At 32.2% G+C, this 17,933-nt stretch carries 14 protein-coding genes; 5 read left to right on the top strand and 9 right to left on the bottom strand.

What is annotated here, in order from left to right:
* Positions 1-4: 4 nt before the first annotated feature.
* A complete protein-coding gene (locus C1H87_RS15250; protein ID WP_102756636.1) occupies positions 5-886 on the bottom strand; it encodes a GLPGLI family protein in 882 nt (293 codons plus the stop codon).
* A 103-nt stretch (positions 887-989) separates the two neighbouring features.
* A complete protein-coding gene (locus C1H87_RS15245; protein WP_102756635.1) occupies positions 990-1,841 on the bottom strand; it encodes a GLPGLI family protein in 852 nt (283 codons plus the stop codon).
* Between the two features lie 126 nt (positions 1,842-1,967).
* On the opposite strand from C1H87_RS15245, the gene C1H87_RS15240 reads away from it, so the two are divergent.
* Genes C1H87_RS15240 through C1H87_RS15225 form a run of 4 tightly spaced genes read left to right on the top strand, consistent with a single transcriptional unit; the run spans position 1,968 to position 5,592 of the window.
* A complete protein-coding gene (locus C1H87_RS15240) occupies positions 1,968-3,482 on the top strand; it encodes a sensor histidine kinase (protein ID WP_102758293.1) in 1,515 nt (504 codons plus the stop codon).
* Positions 3,475-4,158 carry a response regulator transcription factor gene (locus C1H87_RS15235; RefSeq protein WP_102756634.1) on the top strand — a complete coding sequence of 228 codons (684 nt, stop codon included), beginning with the start codon at positions 3,475-3,477 and terminating at the stop codon, positions 4,156-4,158. Before C1H87_RS15240 ends, C1H87_RS15235 begins: the two co-directional genes overlap by 8 nt.
* A 34-nt stretch (positions 4,159-4,192) precedes the next feature.
* Positions 4,193-4,972 carry a hypothetical protein gene (locus C1H87_RS15230; protein WP_102756633.1) on the top strand — a complete coding sequence of 260 codons (780 nt, stop codon included), beginning with the start codon at positions 4,193-4,195 and terminating at the stop codon, positions 4,970-4,972.
* A 5-nt stretch (positions 4,973-4,977) separates the two neighbouring features.
* Positions 4,978-5,592: a deoxynucleoside kinase gene (locus tag C1H87_RS15225; protein ID WP_102756632.1), complete on the top strand. Its 615-nt coding sequence runs from the start codon at positions 4,978-4,980 to the stop codon at positions 5,590-5,592.
* Positions 5,593-6,128: 536 nt separating this feature from the next.
* On the opposite strand, the gene C1H87_RS15220 is transcribed toward C1H87_RS15225, so the two are convergent.
* The 5 genes from C1H87_RS15220 to C1H87_RS15200 all read right to left on the bottom strand — a co-directional run bounded on the left by C1H87_RS15220 (position 6,129) and on the right by C1H87_RS15200 (position 14,229).
* Positions 6,129-6,578, bottom strand: coding sequence for a protein-disulfide reductase DsbD domain-containing protein (locus tag C1H87_RS15220; RefSeq protein WP_102756631.1), 450 nt, complete (start codon positions 6,576-6,578; stop codon positions 6,129-6,131).
* A 31-nt stretch (positions 6,579-6,609) separates the two neighbouring features.
* Positions 6,610-7,809, bottom strand: a complete 1,200-nt coding sequence (locus C1H87_RS15215; protein WP_102756630.1) for a thioredoxin family protein — start codon at positions 7,807-7,809, stop codon at positions 6,610-6,612.
* Positions 7,810-7,910: 101 nt separating this feature from the next.
* Positions 7,911-9,380: a RagB/SusD family nutrient uptake outer membrane protein gene (locus C1H87_RS15210; RefSeq protein ID WP_102756629.1), complete on the bottom strand. Its 1,470-nt coding sequence runs from the start codon at positions 9,378-9,380 to the stop codon at positions 7,911-7,913.
* Between the two features lie 11 nt (positions 9,381-9,391).
* A complete protein-coding gene (locus tag C1H87_RS15205; RefSeq protein ID WP_158655241.1) occupies positions 9,392-12,931 on the bottom strand; it encodes a SusC/RagA family TonB-linked outer membrane protein in 3,540 nt (1,179 codons plus the stop codon).
* 146 nt (positions 12,932-13,077) lie between these two features.
* Positions 13,078-14,229 (bottom strand): FecR family protein, encoded by a 1,152-nt coding sequence (locus tag C1H87_RS15200; protein WP_102756627.1) that lies wholly within the window; start codon positions 14,227-14,229, stop codon positions 13,078-13,080.
* A 111-nt stretch (positions 14,230-14,340) separates the two neighbouring features.
* On the opposite strand from C1H87_RS15200, the gene C1H87_RS15195 reads away from it, so the two are divergent.
* A complete protein-coding gene (locus tag C1H87_RS15195; RefSeq protein WP_102756626.1) occupies positions 14,341-14,946 on the top strand; it encodes an RNA polymerase sigma factor in 606 nt (201 codons plus the stop codon).
* A 44-nt stretch (positions 14,947-14,990) separates the two neighbouring features.
* Here the strand turns inward: C1H87_RS15195 and C1H87_RS15190 are convergent, their stop codons facing one another.
* Positions 14,991-16,766: a hypothetical protein gene (locus C1H87_RS15190; RefSeq protein ID WP_158655240.1), complete on the bottom strand. Its 1,776-nt coding sequence runs from the start codon at positions 16,764-16,766 to the stop codon at positions 14,991-14,993.
* Positions 16,754-17,932: a DUF4249 domain-containing protein gene (locus tag C1H87_RS15185; RefSeq protein WP_102756624.1), complete on the bottom strand. Its 1,179-nt coding sequence runs from the start codon at positions 17,930-17,932 to the stop codon at positions 16,754-16,756. The genes C1H87_RS15190 and C1H87_RS15185 overlap by 13 nt, the downstream gene beginning before the upstream one ends.
* Between the last annotated feature and the right edge of the window lies 1 nt (position 17,933).

Genomic DNA, 17,933 nt, shown 5'->3' with positions numbered 1-17,933 from the left:
CGAACTATCGTCTTCTTCGTCCTCCCGGAGGACCGCCACCTCGCCTAAAGTTTTCCCGCATTTCTTCTGTTTTCTTTTTTACAATTTTGTTATAAGCTTCTCTTGTTACTTCTTTTCCTTTTGATGGTGCAACAATCTTATCTTTCGCATCAGGATTCATAACAATCTTGGAGCACAAAATGGTCGTTCTGCCGGTATTAACTTCTAAAATTAAACCGGGGAGCCCCCAATATTCTCCCGGTCCTTGATTTATTGGAATTTGAGGCGTATACCATACCTCCACTTCAACTGTACGATGTTCTTCATTTTCTTCAGAGCGTTTTTCCGTTTTTTCTGGTTCTTCCTCTGTACCCTTCTCTCTATCCGGTGGTCTTCTAAAACTATTAAAATCGAAATCGGGATTAACCTTAGTTGCCGTTGCCTTAAAACAAGTGTATGTCCCTATTTGTTTCGTTTCGCTGCCTAGTATCCATTTTAATTGTAGCAAGGAATCTTTAATTAAAAATTGCTTTCCAAAAAACTCCTGATCTTGCAATAGCAACTGTTCTTTCACATTTTTGTATAAATCCCCAGCGGTAAAACTGCTCATCATAGCTCTCCACCGTCCGCCTCCCGTTCCTGGAGCTTCCAGTTTTTCTTCTTCTTTATAGATAGACTCTGTTTGGTTAAACGTTAAAGTATATGTTTTTTCAAACATGCTTTTCATACGAGTAACTATACGCTTTTTTTGGTCTTCGCTTATTTGTCGCCCGTTAAACCTACTCATATCTAAAGCTGTCTTAGTTTGATAATATGCTTTTCCTTGAAAGTCTTTTTGAGCAAATAGCCTAGGGGTTATTAAAAGTAAAAAAGTAGTAATTGTTAATTTTAGTAAATGGGTTTGCATCGATATGGCGTATTTTAGTTAGTTATTAAAACATTGTTTTAATTTGACTAAAACCACCTTATTTAGTTTAATCTGCAGACTGTTAAATAATTCCTAATAAAAATTAACCCCCGATTCTAATTTCTATTCTTTCACCATCACCATGATCCCTGTCTGGGTTGTAACGTTCTCTTTCTTCCTCCATTCTCTTTTGTACAACCTCTTCAAACTTTTTCTGGGTGATTACTTTGCCTTTTGTTGGCTCATTTATAGTAACTTTATTTTTAGGGTTTAGTACAATCTTACTGCATACTATGGTTTCCTGACCATCATGTACTTCTAAAATTAGCCCCGGCAACCCATAATATCTGGATGGACCACTATTTACCGGTATTTGCGGTGTATACCATGCTGTAATGGTTCTTTCTTCCATTTTAGACTCCTCGTCCTCATCAGCTTCTAAATCCTTATCGCCATTAACACTAATGTTACTTTCTACAACTTCCACCATACGTTTTTTAGTAGCCTTATAACATGTATAATCGCCAATGTTTTTCGTTTCATTTCCTAATACCCAATTGTCTTTTTCAAGGGTATCTTTAATTAGAAATATTTTTCCAAATGCTTCGTTCTGGGATGTAAATCGGTTTTCCTTAGTATTTCTATACAAAATATCCGAACCGTCCGTAGACACAAATATCATTTGCATTCCTCCTGCTACTGCTTGTGGCGATTCGAGTTTCTCATCCTCTTTATATACAGAGGCTTCCTTATTGAATTTTAAGATGTGGGTTTTTTCAAATTGCTTTTTTAACATGGCAATCATACGCTCGTGCATTTCGGAATTCATTTGGGTACTATCGAGCTTAACATCTAATTTTCTTTTTGTTTTATACGTAGCAATTCCCTGAAAATCCTGGGCAACAAAACTGTTAGAAAATAAAAACACTAATAACACAACTAATAACTGTTTCATTTTAATTCGATTTAATGATTAATGATGCTACAAATGTGGTATTTCATTTAAAATATAATAGTTAACTAGTGTTAACGTGTGTTAACCGATTGGTTTTATACGGTTTTAACATTTACTTTTGGAATTATGAACGACTTAAGATATAGATGGATTTTATATATCATAGTTTTTGTAATACTAAGTACGATAAGTGTTCAGGTATATTGGAACTATAAAAACTATCTTGCCAGTAAGCAGCAATTAATTAATAGCGTACAGGCCAGTTTAGATAATGCCGTAGAGACTTATTTTGCCAATCTTGCAGAAACGAATACATTGGCATTAGCTTTTAGCAGTGATGTTAACAGGGAGGCTCACTTTAGCAAATCATTATTAGACAGCATTATAAACGATATTGAAATAGCTTCGAACTGTACTTCTAATTTAGACACTCTTAAAATTGAACTGGATAATGACATTGATTTGTTAAACGTCCCGAAATCTGATACTTTGATTGAATATGTTTTAAAAAACATATCAAAAAAGGGGAAGCAAACGAATAGAATAGTGATAAAAAAAACTATTGATTCGACTATTAATATTTCTAACATAAATAGCTTTAAGAAGCTTACTTCTAAAGTTTTAATTTCTATGGCTCATGATTCTTTGCAATTACATAAAATAGATAGTTTATTACGTAAGGACTTTAATAGAAAAAACCTGAAAATTAATTATAAATTATCTTATAAAAACCACATGACTCATACCGAGCAATTTGTTAAAGATGCTATGAGCAAAGCCTCTTTAGTACTATCGTCTAAATCTACATATTTGCACGATCATAGTGATTTAAGAATTCATTTTTCCAATGAAACCAAAATTATTTTAAAACGAATTTTAACCAGTATTCTTATTTCCACACTACTTGTTTTAGCTGTTATAAGCTGTTTATTTTATCTTTTAAAGGTTATTAAACATCAAAAGCAATTGGCTGAAATAAAAAACGATTTAATAAGCAATATTACACACGAGTTTAAAACACCTATTTCTACTATTGGGGTGGCTTTAGAAAGTATTAAAAACTTCAATGTTATTGACGATAAGGACAAAACCAAAACATATCTGGATATATCTGGAAATCAATTATCCAAACTCAATACCATGGTTGAAAAATTACTTGAAACTGCAACTTTAGATAGTGAAAGTTTGGAATTACAAAAGGAAACATATAATGTAACAGACATATTACTTTCTATTGTTGAAAAGCATAAAATGAAAACCGATACAAAAACGATAACTTACCATCCTTTATCTAAACCAATAATGGCTCATTTGGATGTGTTTCATTTTGAAAATGCTATCAATAATATTTTAGATAATGCTATTAAATATGGTGGTGATGCCATTTATGTTGATGCCACTCAAAACCCGTCTGAGTTTACAGTTTCCATTTCCGATTCTGGAAGCTCCTTAACAAAGGCAATCAAAGACAAAATTTTCGAGAAGTTTTACCGCATTCCCAAAGGAAACACTCACGATGTAAAGGGCTTTGGAATTGGATTATATTATACTAAAAAAATTATAGAAAAACATGGGGGTACGATTCAATTGGATTTGGACAAGAACCTTACAACCTTTAAAATAACGCTTCCTAATGAATAAGCTTACAACCATACTTTTGGCGGAAGATGAGCCCGCTTTAGGACAAATTATAAAAGAAAGTTTAGAAACACGACAATTCAAGGTTTTGTTATGCAACAATGGTGAAATGGCTTTTGAGGTTTATAAAAATTCGAATCCGGAATTATTGGTTCTAGATGTGATGATGCCAAAAAAAGATGGTTTTACTTTAGCTAAAGACATTAGGGCGACAGACGATAGTATTCCTATAATCTTTTTAACTGCCAAATCGCAAACGCAAGATGTTGTTGAAGGTTTTTCTATAGGTGGAAACGACTATTTAAAGAAGCCTTTTAGTATGGAAGAATTAATTGTTAGAATTAACAATTTACTTAATAGAGTTAGGCTTCAAAAAACATCAGAAGTACTACAAATTGGAAATTATACATTCAATTTCACTAAACAAATCCTGCAGTTTAAAGATCAAGAGGCCATTCAGCTAACCCATCGCGAGGCACACTTGTTGTTTCATTTAATTAAAAACAAAAACCAGGTTTTAGATCGTTCTTTAATTTTAAATAAACTTTGGGGAAGTGACGATTTTTTTAATGCCCGAAGTATGGATGTGTTTATTACCAAGCTTAGAAAAAAATTAAACCTAGACGATACAATACAGATTATAAATGTTCGCGGGTTTGGCTACAAATTAATTTGTTAAAAAGTGGCTAGGTTTTTGTACTTTTCGTGTCGGTATGAAATATACGATATATCTCTTTTTACTTGTATCTTGTTCAATACGTGCTCAAAACGCTATTGAGACTTCTTTTTTAAATAAAGTAGATTTTAAAACGGACCTGTTAGTCGCTATTGACAACTTTGACACAAAATACTTTATAAACGATAATGTTTTTAATAAAAAAAGCACTGATAAAACTATTACCTATAACAATTTACAACTTGGCAACATAACTACTGCAAATGCTTTTAACACTTTAAAGATTAATCTCTTTTACAAAGATTTTAACAGTGTTATCATTCTTGACAACCGATTGGCGGAAATATTTAAAATTGATTTTAATGCGCTCGTGAAATATAAAAACATATCTCACGTTTCTACAGGACATGATAATACGATATGGGTATTTAATCAGGATAATCAGAAACTAGAACTTTTCGATTATAAAACACGAACAACGCGTGCCCAAACAGTTCCCATTCAGAGTGTTATTTTGGACTTAAAAAGTAACTATAATTTTTGTTATTTGCTTACCGAAAACTACTTATATATTTATAATTATTTTGGCAGCTTGGCAAAAAAGCTAGAAAACAAGGGATACACGGAACTTATTGAGAGTGACGGAAATATCATTTTAAAAAAGAATAATTCTCTGGTTTATTTGAAAAAAAACAGTGACATTCCAATTCCAATTTCCATCCCAAATTTTTTAATAGATGCGTTTTTTGTAACCAATGAAACCTTGTATATTTACGCAAACGAAGTCCTCCATAAATTTAAAATAAAAATCGACTAAAAATTATGCATATTGCTATTGCTGGAAACATAGGCGCAGGAAAAACCACTCTCTCAAAACTATTAGCAAAACATTATAAATGGGAAGTTCAACTGGAAGATGTTGTAGACAATCCTTATTTAGATGATTTTTATAACCAAATGGAACGTTGGAGTTTCAATTTGCAAGTATACTTTTTAAATAGTAGGTTTCGTCAGGTATTACAAATTCGTCAAAGTGGAAAAGACATCATTCAAGATAGAACCATATATGAAGATGCTCATATTTTCGCACCAAATCTACACGCTATGGGCTTAATGACGAATCGCGATTATGAAAACTACAAATCGCTTTTCGAGTTAATGGAATCTTTAGTTAAAGGGCCTGATGTATTGATTTATTTACGAAGTTCTATTCCTAATTTAGTATCGCAAATACACAAACGTGGTCGTGATTACGAAAACACAATTAGTATTGATTACTTAAGTCGATTAAATGAGCGTTATGAAGCCTGGATTCATGGTTACGATAAGGGAAAGCTTTTAATTATAGATGTAGATAACCTCAACTTTGTAGATAACCCTGAAGATTTAGGAAGTGTTATAAATACTATTGATGCCGAAATTAACGGGTTGTTCTAACTTATCTCTGATTTAAAATTAAATACAATCATAGTAAAAGAAGGTGTCTAAAAAGTTCTTGAATTGTCATTTTGAGTACTTCGGCTATGCTCAGCATAAACTAAAGTCGAAAAATCTCAACACTTTAATAAACAGATGTTTAATTTTTATGAGATTCCCTGCCTGCCGGCAGCTACGATGTACCCACATGTTTTTAATCAAGACACGAATTACACGGATTTACACGAATAAAACCTCAATATAACGGATAGCTCTCGATGCTATTCATAATCACGAATCAGACTTTCAGTCTGTTTTTACAATTCAAGCCCGATTTATTTCTATTATATTTCTGTATTTTAATTTACTAATAAGTAAACACAAATTACTTATTAGTAAATAATTTATATTTAGAACCATTTGTGATAATTCGTGAAATTAGTGTCTATCTTTATAAAACTATTATTTAATATGCAGCCATATTTGTGGGTATACCGTAGCTTCCGGCAGGCGGGTGTTTTTGAATGAATTTTTTAGTAATATCTCTCTATACTATTTTAGTTAATATTAAATACTAAATCGACTTCTTTGGGCGGTAGGCACATGGTATCATTACAAACCATAAATTCAACAGTCCCTTTAATTTCAAAGGTTTTATTATCAGTTTTTAGCTTTATACGTTGTTTAAACGCTGCTTTTGTATCAAAATATTTTATAAGCATTTCAAAAATGGGATCATTTACCTCATGTCCTTTCCCTTCTTTGGTATTTCCTTTTTTTAAAAAATTGGGGCTAGATTCAAAAGTAAAAACAGTGGGTCTTGGTCCATCCTCAGGAACAGACTGTGAATATAAATGCCAGCCTTCTTCTATAGTAGCAGTCGCTGTTAACTCATATTCAGTATCAGATATTTTGTTTACGGAAGTTTTCCATGTTACCGGATCATGAATTTGTGCATTCAATAAAAAGCCAAAAAGGACAAAAGTAATTAGCGCTATTTTTTTCATTCTATTTATATTGTTTTACCTAAAAATATAATTAATCTTTAATATTAGATAAATATTCATCCATCCCTAGCTTAATACTTTCATGATAATTATCTTTATCACTTAGTGACTTTGCTATAGCTTTATCATAATATTCCTGAGCTTTAGCCCTATCATTAAGTTTGGCATAATAAACTGAGACACTTGCTATATTTATGGAATTATCATCTATTTCTAAGGCTCTTTTTGCCCAAGTTAATAAGGTTTTAATATGGTCTGGGTTTTTAAACTTAACAGCTCCTCCTACTATATAAGAAATTTTTAGCTGGTCTTCTTCTTTAGAATGTCTATCAAACAATACTTTAGCCGTCTCCATATATTTATCCTCATTTTGCTTTTTATAATAGTAATTATTGTCAAGATTCACACTTAAAAAATCATCAATTTCAACCTTTTTAGCTAATTCTTTTTTAGCAGCAAAATAATCGGCCTCGGTTTCTGGTATCTTAGCGTACATGAATTCGTCTAAATAATAATTACGAATAATTTCGTCGACCTTTTCCTTATTTTTAAATTGATAAAACTTTTCTTTGTTTTCAATAAGATATTGGAAAGGAACATCTTCAGAAGATCTTATGTATTGAAAAATTTGTTCAAACATATCTAATGTAACACCACTTTTTACTTCTGCTAAGAAATACTGCTCAAAAGCTTTTTCTGCTCTATCATACAATCCTTTTCCCTTTAGAGCCGTCATGTAATGAAATAGCTCTTCTTGCGAAATGGATTTTTGATTATATTTCAATTCTAATTCTTCAAAGTTACTATCACCTTGAAGTACGCTTTCTCCTATACGTTGCATCTCTTCTATACCTAGATAGCTAGTCATTTTATTAATGGTTTTACCTTCACTATCTACATATATTAAAGTAGGGTATCCGCCAACATTATAATCTTTAGCAATTTTAATACCCTCTCCTTTTTCTGCATCTATTTTTATAGATATAAAATGTGCATTATAATACGCCCCTAATGCTTTATCTGGAAAGACTTCTTTTGTCATTTTTTTACAAGGAGCACACCATGTGGTATAAACATCTACAAATATTTTTTTATTTTCTGCTTTTGCCAATGTCTTTGCTTCTTCAAAAGATCCTTTAAAGAAATGAATTCCCGTAGCTTTTTCTTGCGCACAAGAGCATATGGAGGTTAGCAAAAACAGGATTAGGATATTTATATTTATTTTTTTCATTTTCTTAAACTTTCTTTTTTATTATTATATGAATTTGAAAAGGATTGCCTTATTATATAATGTTATAAGACAATCCTTCGTAGAGAGACTAACTCAAATTGTTAAGGATTTTGTTTTAATAAGTTATTACTTGCCAATGCCGATTGCGGAATAGGATAAATAAACTTATTTTGGGATGTTAATGTAGGTTTTAGGGTAGATGCATCTAGATCTCCTAAAATATCATAGCGTACTAAATCAAACCATGGTTCAGCATTTTCTATATATAATTCTAATCGTTTTTCATTTCGAATATCTGCCAGTAAAGTTGCTTTATCGGTAAGTGTTTTTAATTCAATGCCTGTAGCTCTTGTACGTAGTTCATTAAGTCTAGCTAGGGCAGCATTTAAATCGCCTCCATCTCGTCTGGCTTCTGCTTCAGCAAAAATCAGGTACACTTCTGCAAGACGTAATAAATAGGTCGTGTTACCATTAGGAGCACTAATGTCGTATGGATATTTCACATTTCCAGGCACGCCTACTACACTTGGATTATTTTGATTATTTGGATTGTTAAAGTTATAACCAAATGAAAACCTAGTATCTAATCCACTAGAAAATGTAAAAAGTTCTGCATCTCCTATAACCCCGTCTTGCGCATCTGCCAATGTTAAAAATGACTCAGATGGTGGTAAAAAGAAAGGGGAATATATTGCAGGAAGAAATGCAGTTGGAGCGGCCTCTGTTGTTCTACCATCTCCTGAGAACAAAGCAAATAACACTTCTGATGAGTCCCATCTGTTAAAGAATATATCATCATAGGTTTGCTCAAGCGTGTAACCATCACTATTATTTATTACGGCAGTTGCTGTATTGGCTGCATTAGTATAGTCTCCGATGTATAATTGCACTTTTGCCAAATAAGCTTGTGCAGTTACAGCACTCACTCTGTAATGGGGTATTCCAGAAGGCCCATTTGCTGCTGCAAACTCAAGGTCTCCTACGATGGCATCGTAAGTTTCCTGCACTGTATTCCTTGCAGAAAAAACAGCACCTCTTGCCGGTTCTGTTCTTACTACAATCCCGTAGATTGAATTGAGATCATAAAACTGACCAAAAATACGTAGTAATTTAAAATGAGCTATCGCTCTTATTGTTCTGGCTTCTGCTATCATAGCATTGGTTTCATCGTCGTTAAGATCCGATGCTTTTCCTGCTTCTAATGCTTCGATTAAAAAATTAACGGTATTAATTACTTTGTATTGATTGATATAGATCGCTTTTAAATCGGGATCATCGGCTTCAACCGTATTGGTGATAAAATCTTCTACAAACCCTACAGGGAAAGCACTAAATTGCTCGCCTGCTACATTAAGGGCATAAATAATTTCTTGATTTATTTCCAGAGCTCCAGCAGAATCGCCGTTTGTTCTAAATAATACATAGGCACTATTTAATAATAAGCTAGCCGATTCTCCATCTCGAACGACATTGTCTTCTACTAATAAATTATTAGGCTCTATCTTGTCTATACTACAATTGCTAAGAAAAACGCTCAAGCAAATTGCTACTAATATATTTTTAATTTTCATGTTTTACGTTTTTAAAAGTTCATGTTTAATCCAACAGACCATGTCTTTGCAATGGGATAAAAGTTCTGTCCACGCGTACTACTCGTTCCAGCTATCGGACCAACAGATTCTGGATCTATCCCAGGGAAATCTGTAGATGTCCATAAGTTAGAGGCAGATACAAATATATTTGCTCCAGAAAACCCGATGTGACTTAATATACTTTGCGGGAAAGCATAGTTTAACTGTAGGGTTTTTAGCCTAACAAAAGACGTCTTGTAAACATTTCTATCTGACAATCTTGTGTTATCGTTAGGGTCGCTTAAAATAGCTCTTGGGTATTGAGCATCTGTATTGGTAGGCGTCCAAACATCTGCGTAATCAGATAATATATTGTTTAAAGGACCTAGATTTATGTTACTTGCATTTAGCTGTCCTAAATCCCAGGCTTCTCCACCTACTGAGTAGTTAAAAAATGCTGATAATTGAAATCCCTTGTATTCAAATGAGGTATTGAAACCACCAAAAAAGTCTGGTTGAGAACTTCCCAGAATTTTCCTATCATCTAGCGTTATCTCTCCGTCACCATTTATATCTCTGTACTTGTAATCGCCAACACCTGTACCTGGTTCTTGATAAAAACCGTCGTCTGCTGTGGCATTTAAGCCGTCTATTTCTGTTTGGTCTTGAAAGATATATTCAACTTCATAACCTCTTATTAAGTTAACTTCCCTACCTACTTCGTAACTATCAATCTGTCCTTCATCGATAAATTCGGAAACAAACTTATCTAACGTATTCTTATTTTTAGAGATATTAAAATTAGCAGTCCATTTAAAATTTGAGGAATTAATAATATCACCCCCCAAATCTATTTCAAAACCTTTATTTGTTAAATCTGCAAAATTGGCTATGAAATCTGAAGCACCAGTTTCTAAAGGAAAAAAGCCAGGAATAAGTGCCCCAGTAGTTTTTCTATTGTAAACATCTATACTACCTCTTAATCGGTTGTTAAACAACTCATAATTTAAACCAATATTTGTTTCATCTGTTATTTCCCATTTAACATCCGGGTTTGGTAGTGTTCCAAGCAACTCTACTGAAGGGATACCCCCATATAAACCATCGAGACCCTCACCACTATTAAAGAATTGTAAATAGCGAAAATTTCCAATGTTATTTGATCCTGTTCTACCTATACCGAACCGTAAGCGAAGGTTGTTTATAATATCGTTATTTATTAAGAATTTTTCGTTGGCAATATCCCAACTCGCTGAAACCGAAGGAAAATAGGCGCGTTGATTGTTAGGTCCAAACCTACTGGATTTATCTGTTCTAAAATTAGCAGTTACATAATACTTATTATTGTAGTTGTATGCTAAACGAGAAAATATAGAGTTTAAACCAGAATCAATAGTTTGGTCTTGAGTAGACAGTCTGTTTTTGGCATTACTAGCACTAATTAACACAGAAGTGTCTGGAAAACCAGAAAAACTAGATGCCAATATTTCGGTTTTACTTCTGTCCCATGAAAAACCTAGAATCGCAGATATTTTGTGAGCATTAAAAACCCTATCATAGCTCGAAGTAATATTAGAAATAATATTTGTGTTTGTTGATTCAGATAAGTTTAAATTGGCATTTTCAAGCGCAAAAAACGATGATATGGGCGTTCCTCTAACTACAGCAACAGGCTCAAAAAGTCTATTTTTAGTATTGAATCTAGAAATGTTTATATCGTATCTTAACTTAAACCCTTTAAAAAGTTTGGCTTCCGCATACATATTACCTATTAAGGTAAAAGACTGCCCTTCATTACTAAATCCTGTGGTCTTTGCTAAAGGATTTGCATGATTTACAAGTTCACTAGTTTGTTCGTTTATGGCATCTGTATATTGTAAGAACTCGCCATTTTCATCAAATACAGAAACGTCAGGTCTTGTATTAAGTATTCTATTTAAGTCCTCTCGTTGAAAGCCACTATTACTATCAGTATACCCAATATTTGACGTTAACCCTAATTTTAAAGTTTTGCTAATATCACTATCTATACTAGTTCTTACATTGTATCGTTTAAATTTATCACCTTTTACTAAGCCTTCTTGATTTGAATGTAATAAAGAAATATAATATGTTGTATTTTGATTACCTCCAGACAAGGATAAATCATATTGTTGTGTATGTGCAGGGTCTCTATAAATAACATCTGCCCAATTTGTATTGGTATTACCGAAAAATGAATCCACTAAACCATTATAACCTATAGGATCTAATGAAAAAGTATCTGGGTCTCCAGATATATTAGCAGCATATTGAGAAGCAAATAAACTGCCTCGAGATACGCCACTATTTGCAGGATCTGTATTATAGGCAGCAACCGAATTACTAAAAAAATTATCAACAAAAACCCTCCAATCTTCCGTACCTAAATAGCTCCGTTCTGCTATAGGTCTTGCAAAAGTAGTTGTAGTGGATAACCTAATTTTATTTTTTTGGTTCTTTTTGCCTGTTTTAGTTTTTACTAAAATAACCCCATTAGCGCCGCGAGATCCATAAATGGCAGTTGCAGCAGCATCTTTTAAAACGTCGATACTTTCAATATCATTAGGGTTTATGGCTAATAAAGGATTCTGGGATTGTCCGAAATTAGCAAGATTGTTTGCTGGATTGGTTTGAAAGGGCACACCATCAATTACAAAAAGCGGATTATTGTCTGATCCAGATGCAAAAGGAGAAGTAATACCTCTAACATTAATATCGACACCTGCTCCAGGCCTACCATTATTTTGAACAATGTTTACACCTTTTAAAAGACCGCTTAAGGCTCTATCAAAACTCTGATTACCAATGCTGTTTTTGCTAATATCCTCAGCTCTTACAGATGATATGGCTCCTGTAACTTCTTTTCTGGTTTGTTGACCATAACCAATTAATACGACCTCTTCTAACTCGCTTATTTCTTCTTCAAGAGTTACATCGTAGGTTTCTGTTTGCACCATTATCTGGTCCATATAAAACTTAAAACCAATACCTGTTATAGCAATAAAATCTCCTGGTTTTAAACGAATAGAATAACTACCATCAAAATCGGTACTAGTTCCTCTAATTACAAAGTCTCCAGAGTTTACTCCTGGTGTTCCAACTGTTAATGGGTTTTGTTCTGTGATGTAAACAGTAATACCAGGTAAAGGATTTCCTGATTTATCTATAATCTTCCCAGACATAGTAAATTCTTCTTGCTGGGGCTTTTTTATGGCTTTATTCTTTTTTACCAAAATAATTGTTTTATCATTGGTAAAATCATATGTATAAGCCGTTTTTTCAAGACATCTGTTTAAAAGCTTGCTGGCCCTAATCACTCCTTTTTTTAGAGTAATTTTATTATCTGCTTCAAATAAATCCTTTGCATAAATAAAGTTATAGTCTGTTTGATTAATAATCAATTCAAAAATTTCTGTTATTGCATAGGTTTTATCTTGATCAATAAGTATTTTCTCATTCTGTGTAAACCCATTTTTAGGGGTAAAAGCGAATGCCGTAAAACAGAATAAAAAAATGAAAGATCTAATCATAATTTTCAAGAGATCTATTTTCCTCGGAAATAGAAATTGGGTTAGTTTTAATTTCATAAATTTGTTGAGTTAGTTATTGATTAATAATTAATGTACTTAGGGACAAAGTTTTAGTTTTGGACGACCGAGGCTTTGTACCCTTTTTTTTATTTTAGATAAACCTTTTTATTTTCTTTTATTTCATATTGAATATCCTTTAAATTATATAGTGACATGAGGATGTTTTCTATATTTTGATTTTTTCTAACTGAACCCGAAAGTTCAATATTTTTAATTTCTGAGTTAGAAATTTCAAAATCAACATCGTACCATCTCGACATTATTTTACATACTTCTTCGAGTGATTTGTCTTCGAACGTGAAATACCCATCTTTCCAAGACACGTACCTCTTAACATCTACTACCTTTTTATTTATAGATTTATTCGTGGTGTTAAAAGTTAATTGCTCTGCTGGATTCAGGATGTTCTTAAATGTACTTACATCAAGTGTTATCTTACCTTCTACCAAAGTAGTTTGTATAATATCTTCATCTTTATAAGATTTCACATTAAACTCGGTGCCTAGCACATTTATTTCTTGTTGCTGGCTATACACTTTAAATACTGAACCATTATGATTTTCGCTAGGTGACACATCAAAATAAGCTTCGCCGTATAACAGTTCAACCTCTCTATCTGCATTTGCAACAAAATTCACAGGGTATTTAAGTTTAGATTCAGAATTTAACCATACTTGTGTGCCATCTGATAGTTTAACCATGTACTGACCGCCTCGCGGAACAGTTAAGTAATTATAAACGATCTCTGTTTTTGAATTAGCATTAGAATTGTATACTAGTTCTTCGCCATTACTAATTACATTATTGGCAACATAATCCTGTCCTTTTTCTAAGATTATATCCGTTCCATCTTCTAATGTTAATGTTGCCTTGTCTGTACCTTGAGTAATATTATTAACAACACTAGAATCGTTAATTACTGTGTTATTGTCCTTATTAAAAATAATGGTTAAAGAAATTAGAAGTACTAAAGATGCTGCAACAGCATATGCGAAGTAAGCCGATATTCTTTTCTTCTTTTTTGAGGTCTTATAAATTTGTAAAGTGTTTTTATAAGCCTTTGCAGAATCAAACTTTTTAAAGCTCTTGTTTAAATAGTGGCTTACAGCTATATTCTCTTTAAATGCTTTTTCATTTTTAGGGTCTTCTAACCAAACTAAAAGCTCTTCTATCTCAGCTTCTGAAGCTTCATGGTTAATATATTTTGAGATAATATTCTCTATTTTTTCTTTTGACATTATTAACTATATTATAACTTTATGACAACAGTTTTTTTAAATCCCCTAGTCTTAATTTATTTTTTTTCATTTTTGTAACCTAACTATTAACCATTTGGGCACAAAAAAACATTGGACAACACGTATACTAACGACATTGATCTTCTACTAAAGCTTTCTAAAAGTGACAAAAAAGCTTATAGATTTATATACACAAATTACTACGATAATTTGTGCGTGTATCTGTACAGTTTTACCAATAATGATCAATTGGCTGAAGATATAGCTCAAGATATATTGTTGAAACTCTGGGAAAAAAGGGAACAATTAAAAATTCACTCTTCACTAAAGAGCTATCTTTATAAATCGGCGTATAATGCTTTTATTAATAATTATAAATCCCGTAAGCGTATTAATGAAAAATTAGAAGCGATAAAGTTTACGAAACTTAATCAAATGGAGAACAAAATAGAGGATATTAAAATAATGGAACAGCGCTTGTTATATTTAAAATCTGCTATAGATGAGCTCCCTCCCAAGTGTAAAGAGGCCTTATTACTAAGTAAAATTGAGGGCTATAAATATAAAGAAATAGCCGAGGTGATGAATATTTCTGTTAAAACAGTAGAAAACCATATTGCACATGCTTTTAAGCTACTAAGAGGAAAAATGACATCTAAAAAGTTTTTACTTTTCTTCGTTAATTTTTTCAAGACTAAACTTCTCTGGGAATCTTGAATACGTAAACATGTTTCTGATTTTGAAAACCCAATCGGTATTGGTTATTTAGTCTGTTCGCTTTTTACTTTAAAGTACCTTTTTGAATTTACATATACTCCATTTAAAGTATAACCTTCAAATAAAACCTCAAATACGCCTTCCAAATCTGACGTATAAAATTCGATTGATTTGGATTCGGACTTTAAAGCAATATCAGGCTTCCATAATAACTGACTTCTATAATCTGGGATTCTCTTTAACTTCTCTACATCATCGTTATAATTGGGTTGGTAATATATTCTTCTTTCTTTAGGAATGGTAAGATTTAAACGACTTACATCATCAACCCCTGATGGCACATTAAAGTCTCCTCTTTTTGTTCTTATGTCAATAATTCCTTTAAATATACTTGGTCCATAAAAATAAATTTCTTTTAATAAACTCACCGATTCTATTTTATAAGGATTGTAATTTAATACATACTCGCTATCCTGAATTAACAAGCCATCTAAAAGCACTAGTGTTTCCCGATCGTCAAAAGGGTTAAATGTAGATGTATTATTTCTTCGAACCCCTAGCTTATCTAAACCTTTATGCTTTCTTATAAATGCCCCTTCAACTACCTCAACAAAGGTCTCTCTTGTTGTTGGAAAACGTTTATAATCATCTAACACATAAGTAATACTTGGTTTACTATAAAACGGTTTTGTAAAATCAGGAGACATTATACTGTCTAATTTAGAAGTACTATATGCGTTCTCAATTTGGTTATAAATACTTTGATTTTGCACCCAATCGTGAATACTTGAGTTTAGTTGAACGTTTTGAAATTTTAAAACATCATAATATTTAAATGAAGTATCGTTTAAAACTATTTTGTAGGCCGCTCTATCTGAATCTAAAATTTGTAAAACACATTCAGATTTGGCGTAGTTTTCTTCTAAATGGAAATAAAACTCACCAAATTTATTAGTTAAGACATTTTTGTATATATAGTTTTTACCAGCAATAGATAGTGCTACTATTTTATTTGGTATAACCGAATCATGGTCTTTAGATACCACATATCCGGATATAATTTCTCCTCTAAGTTCTGGTAAATAAAATGTGCTATCGGTTTTAACAATCTCTTTTATTTCAATATTACTGTCTGTTTTAATCTCCAATGAATCCGTTTTCCTAACCGATAGAGTATAGTTACCATACATTGACGCACCAAGCATATTAATCAGCTTTAACGAAACTTTACTTCTGGGTTTATACACACCAAAATCTGTTTCTAATTGTACCTTTACATCATGAGTCGTCCCCGATTGAGTATGCCCAGTTTTATTAATTTGAATCTTAGCTGGGTTATTATTTTCAGACGTGTTATTTACCGAATCCGGAGTTAAAACATAAGGGTTAACAACGTAAATATCTTTAACAAAAAAAGGGTTTCTAGGACCGTTAATCGTCCATTTAGTATAGGCAATAAGTTTGTAATTACCGGTTTCAACATCAGATGGTATAAAATAATCTCCACTTGCCATACCGTCTACTAACTTGAGCTTCTGATTAAATAAAATAGTATTGTTTTCTCCTACTAATTCAACATATGCTATTTTACTTATACTACTTAATTCACTTGTTTGTTCTAATAAACAAAAAACTTTATAATAAAATGTTTCTCCAGCTAATAGCAATTTATCATTTATGTGCACTACTACTTTTTCTTTTGGGACTGTTTTTATCATGACATTTTGAATGTCATCTTTAATTTGTCCAAAAGCAACACCATGAGAGAAACACAGTATAATGCTGTTTATGGCTGTTAAATATTTTATTAATCTTCCCAAAATTCTGGTTTTATGTTTGAAGAAAACGTTGTACAATCTACACATTTTGATGAAACAAATCTAGGCGAAAACTTACCACCAGAAACGTACATATAAGCACTTGGGCTATTTAGCCATTTAAACATCCGAAATCTTTCCTCCATTTTACCATAATTTAAAGTAATTTCATCGCAACGAAAAAAATAAAATGGATAATCAAAATCGAAATCTTTATAATTGAAGTAAATTCTTTTAGACGTTACTGAAGAGACATCAAAAAAACCAACAATTTTTTCTTTACGGTTTTCTTTTGAAAAGATATTTCCTCGTATAAAACCTGGTTGATTGTCTATTAACAGGCTTCCATCTGAGCCCAATTCTTTTAATATTTTATAGAAATTATTTGCGTTTGCAGATTGCACATATTGTCTTACTAAAATACTATACCGTTCTCTTAAAAAAGCGGTTTCAGAAGATAAAAAGCGAATAGGAAATCTGGATATTTTATCCTCACTTAAACCGTTAACACTTGTAATTAAAATTTGATTTGAATATTTAGTAGAGTAACAAACTTGCTTATCTCTAGATCTCAAAACATCTAATGTATCAAAATGTATATCATATTCTGTATACACAACATTAACAGGTATAATATTATTGGTTGTAAAAAGTGGAGCCACAACCTTATAGGTTTCTTCATATTCATATCTAAAATAGTTGGCATCACCTAAATTATCATTAGTATTAACAAAAACCTGTGCACCAGTCGTACCATTCGCATTAATTGCTTCTACATACAAATCCATTTCTGCTTTGGGAGCTAGCGACTCTTCATCAGAAATATATTCTTTTCCATCTGATGCTGTTATGAATAATTTATAAGAAACACCTTCTACCGCTTGAAATTCCTGAATTGAATTGTATATACCTGATCCTTCATACCTAAAATCGTATTCATTGTTGTTACTATCTACTATTTTAACCTTTGCCTTTTCCTCTAAAACGGGCGTATCGTTTTCTAGTCGGTATGTACGAGAAATTTTTATTTTTTGCGTTTTCAGCTCATCAGTTATAGTTGCCTCAACTACCAAAGTATCTTCAAAAGATTCCGTGACCAGGTTAAATGGTTCCGTACAACTAAAATTAACTACCAAAACAAGTAAAAATATATGCTTATTTAATCTCATT

It is taken from the genome of Flavivirga eckloniae (assembly GCF_002886045.1).
Taxonomy (GTDB): domain Bacteria; phylum Bacteroidota; class Bacteroidia; order Flavobacteriales; family Flavobacteriaceae; genus Flavivirga; species Flavivirga eckloniae.
This window is presented reverse-complemented; position numbering and strand designations above follow the sequence as displayed.

Excerpts from the sequence above, each read along its gene's own strand:
- C1H87_RS15215 (WP_102756630.1), bottom strand. The coding sequence starts at position 7,809 with ATGAAAAAAATAAATATAAATATCCTAATCCTGTTTTTGCTAACCTCC.
- C1H87_RS15250 (WP_102756636.1), bottom strand. The coding sequence starts at position 886 with ATGCAAACCCATTTACTAAAATTAACAATTACTACTTTTTTACTTTTA.
- C1H87_RS15220 (WP_102756631.1), bottom strand. The coding sequence starts at position 6,578 with ATGAAAAAAATAGCGCTAATTACTTTTGTCCTTTTTGGCTTTTTATTG.
- C1H87_RS15235 (WP_102756634.1), top strand. The coding sequence starts at position 3,475 with ATGAATAAGCTTACAACCATACTTTTGGCGGAAGATGAGCCCGCTTTA.
- C1H87_RS15205 (WP_158655241.1), bottom strand. The coding sequence starts at position 12,931 with ATGATTAGATCTTTCATTTTTTTATTCTGTTTTACGGCATTCGCTTTT.
- C1H87_RS15240 (WP_102758293.1), top strand. The coding sequence starts at position 1,968 with ATGAACGACTTAAGATATAGATGGATTTTATATATCATAGTTTTTGTA.
- C1H87_RS15225 (WP_102756632.1), top strand. The coding sequence starts at position 4,978 with ATGCATATTGCTATTGCTGGAAACATAGGCGCAGGAAAAACCACTCTC.
- C1H87_RS15245 (WP_102756635.1), bottom strand. The coding sequence starts at position 1,841 with ATGAAACAGTTATTAGTTGTGTTATTAGTGTTTTTATTTTCTAACAGT.
- C1H87_RS15185 (WP_102756624.1), bottom strand. The coding sequence starts at position 17,932 with ATGAGATTAAATAAGCATATATTTTTACTTGTTTTGGTAGTTAATTTT.
- C1H87_RS15200 (WP_102756627.1), bottom strand. The coding sequence starts at position 14,229 with ATGTCAAAAGAAAAAATAGAGAATATTATCTCAAAATATATTAACCAT.
- C1H87_RS15230 (WP_102756633.1), top strand. The coding sequence starts at position 4,193 with ATGAAATATACGATATATCTCTTTTTACTTGTATCTTGTTCAATACGT.
- C1H87_RS15210 (WP_102756629.1), bottom strand. The coding sequence starts at position 9,380 with ATGAAAATTAAAAATATATTAGTAGCAATTTGCTTGAGCGTTTTTCTT.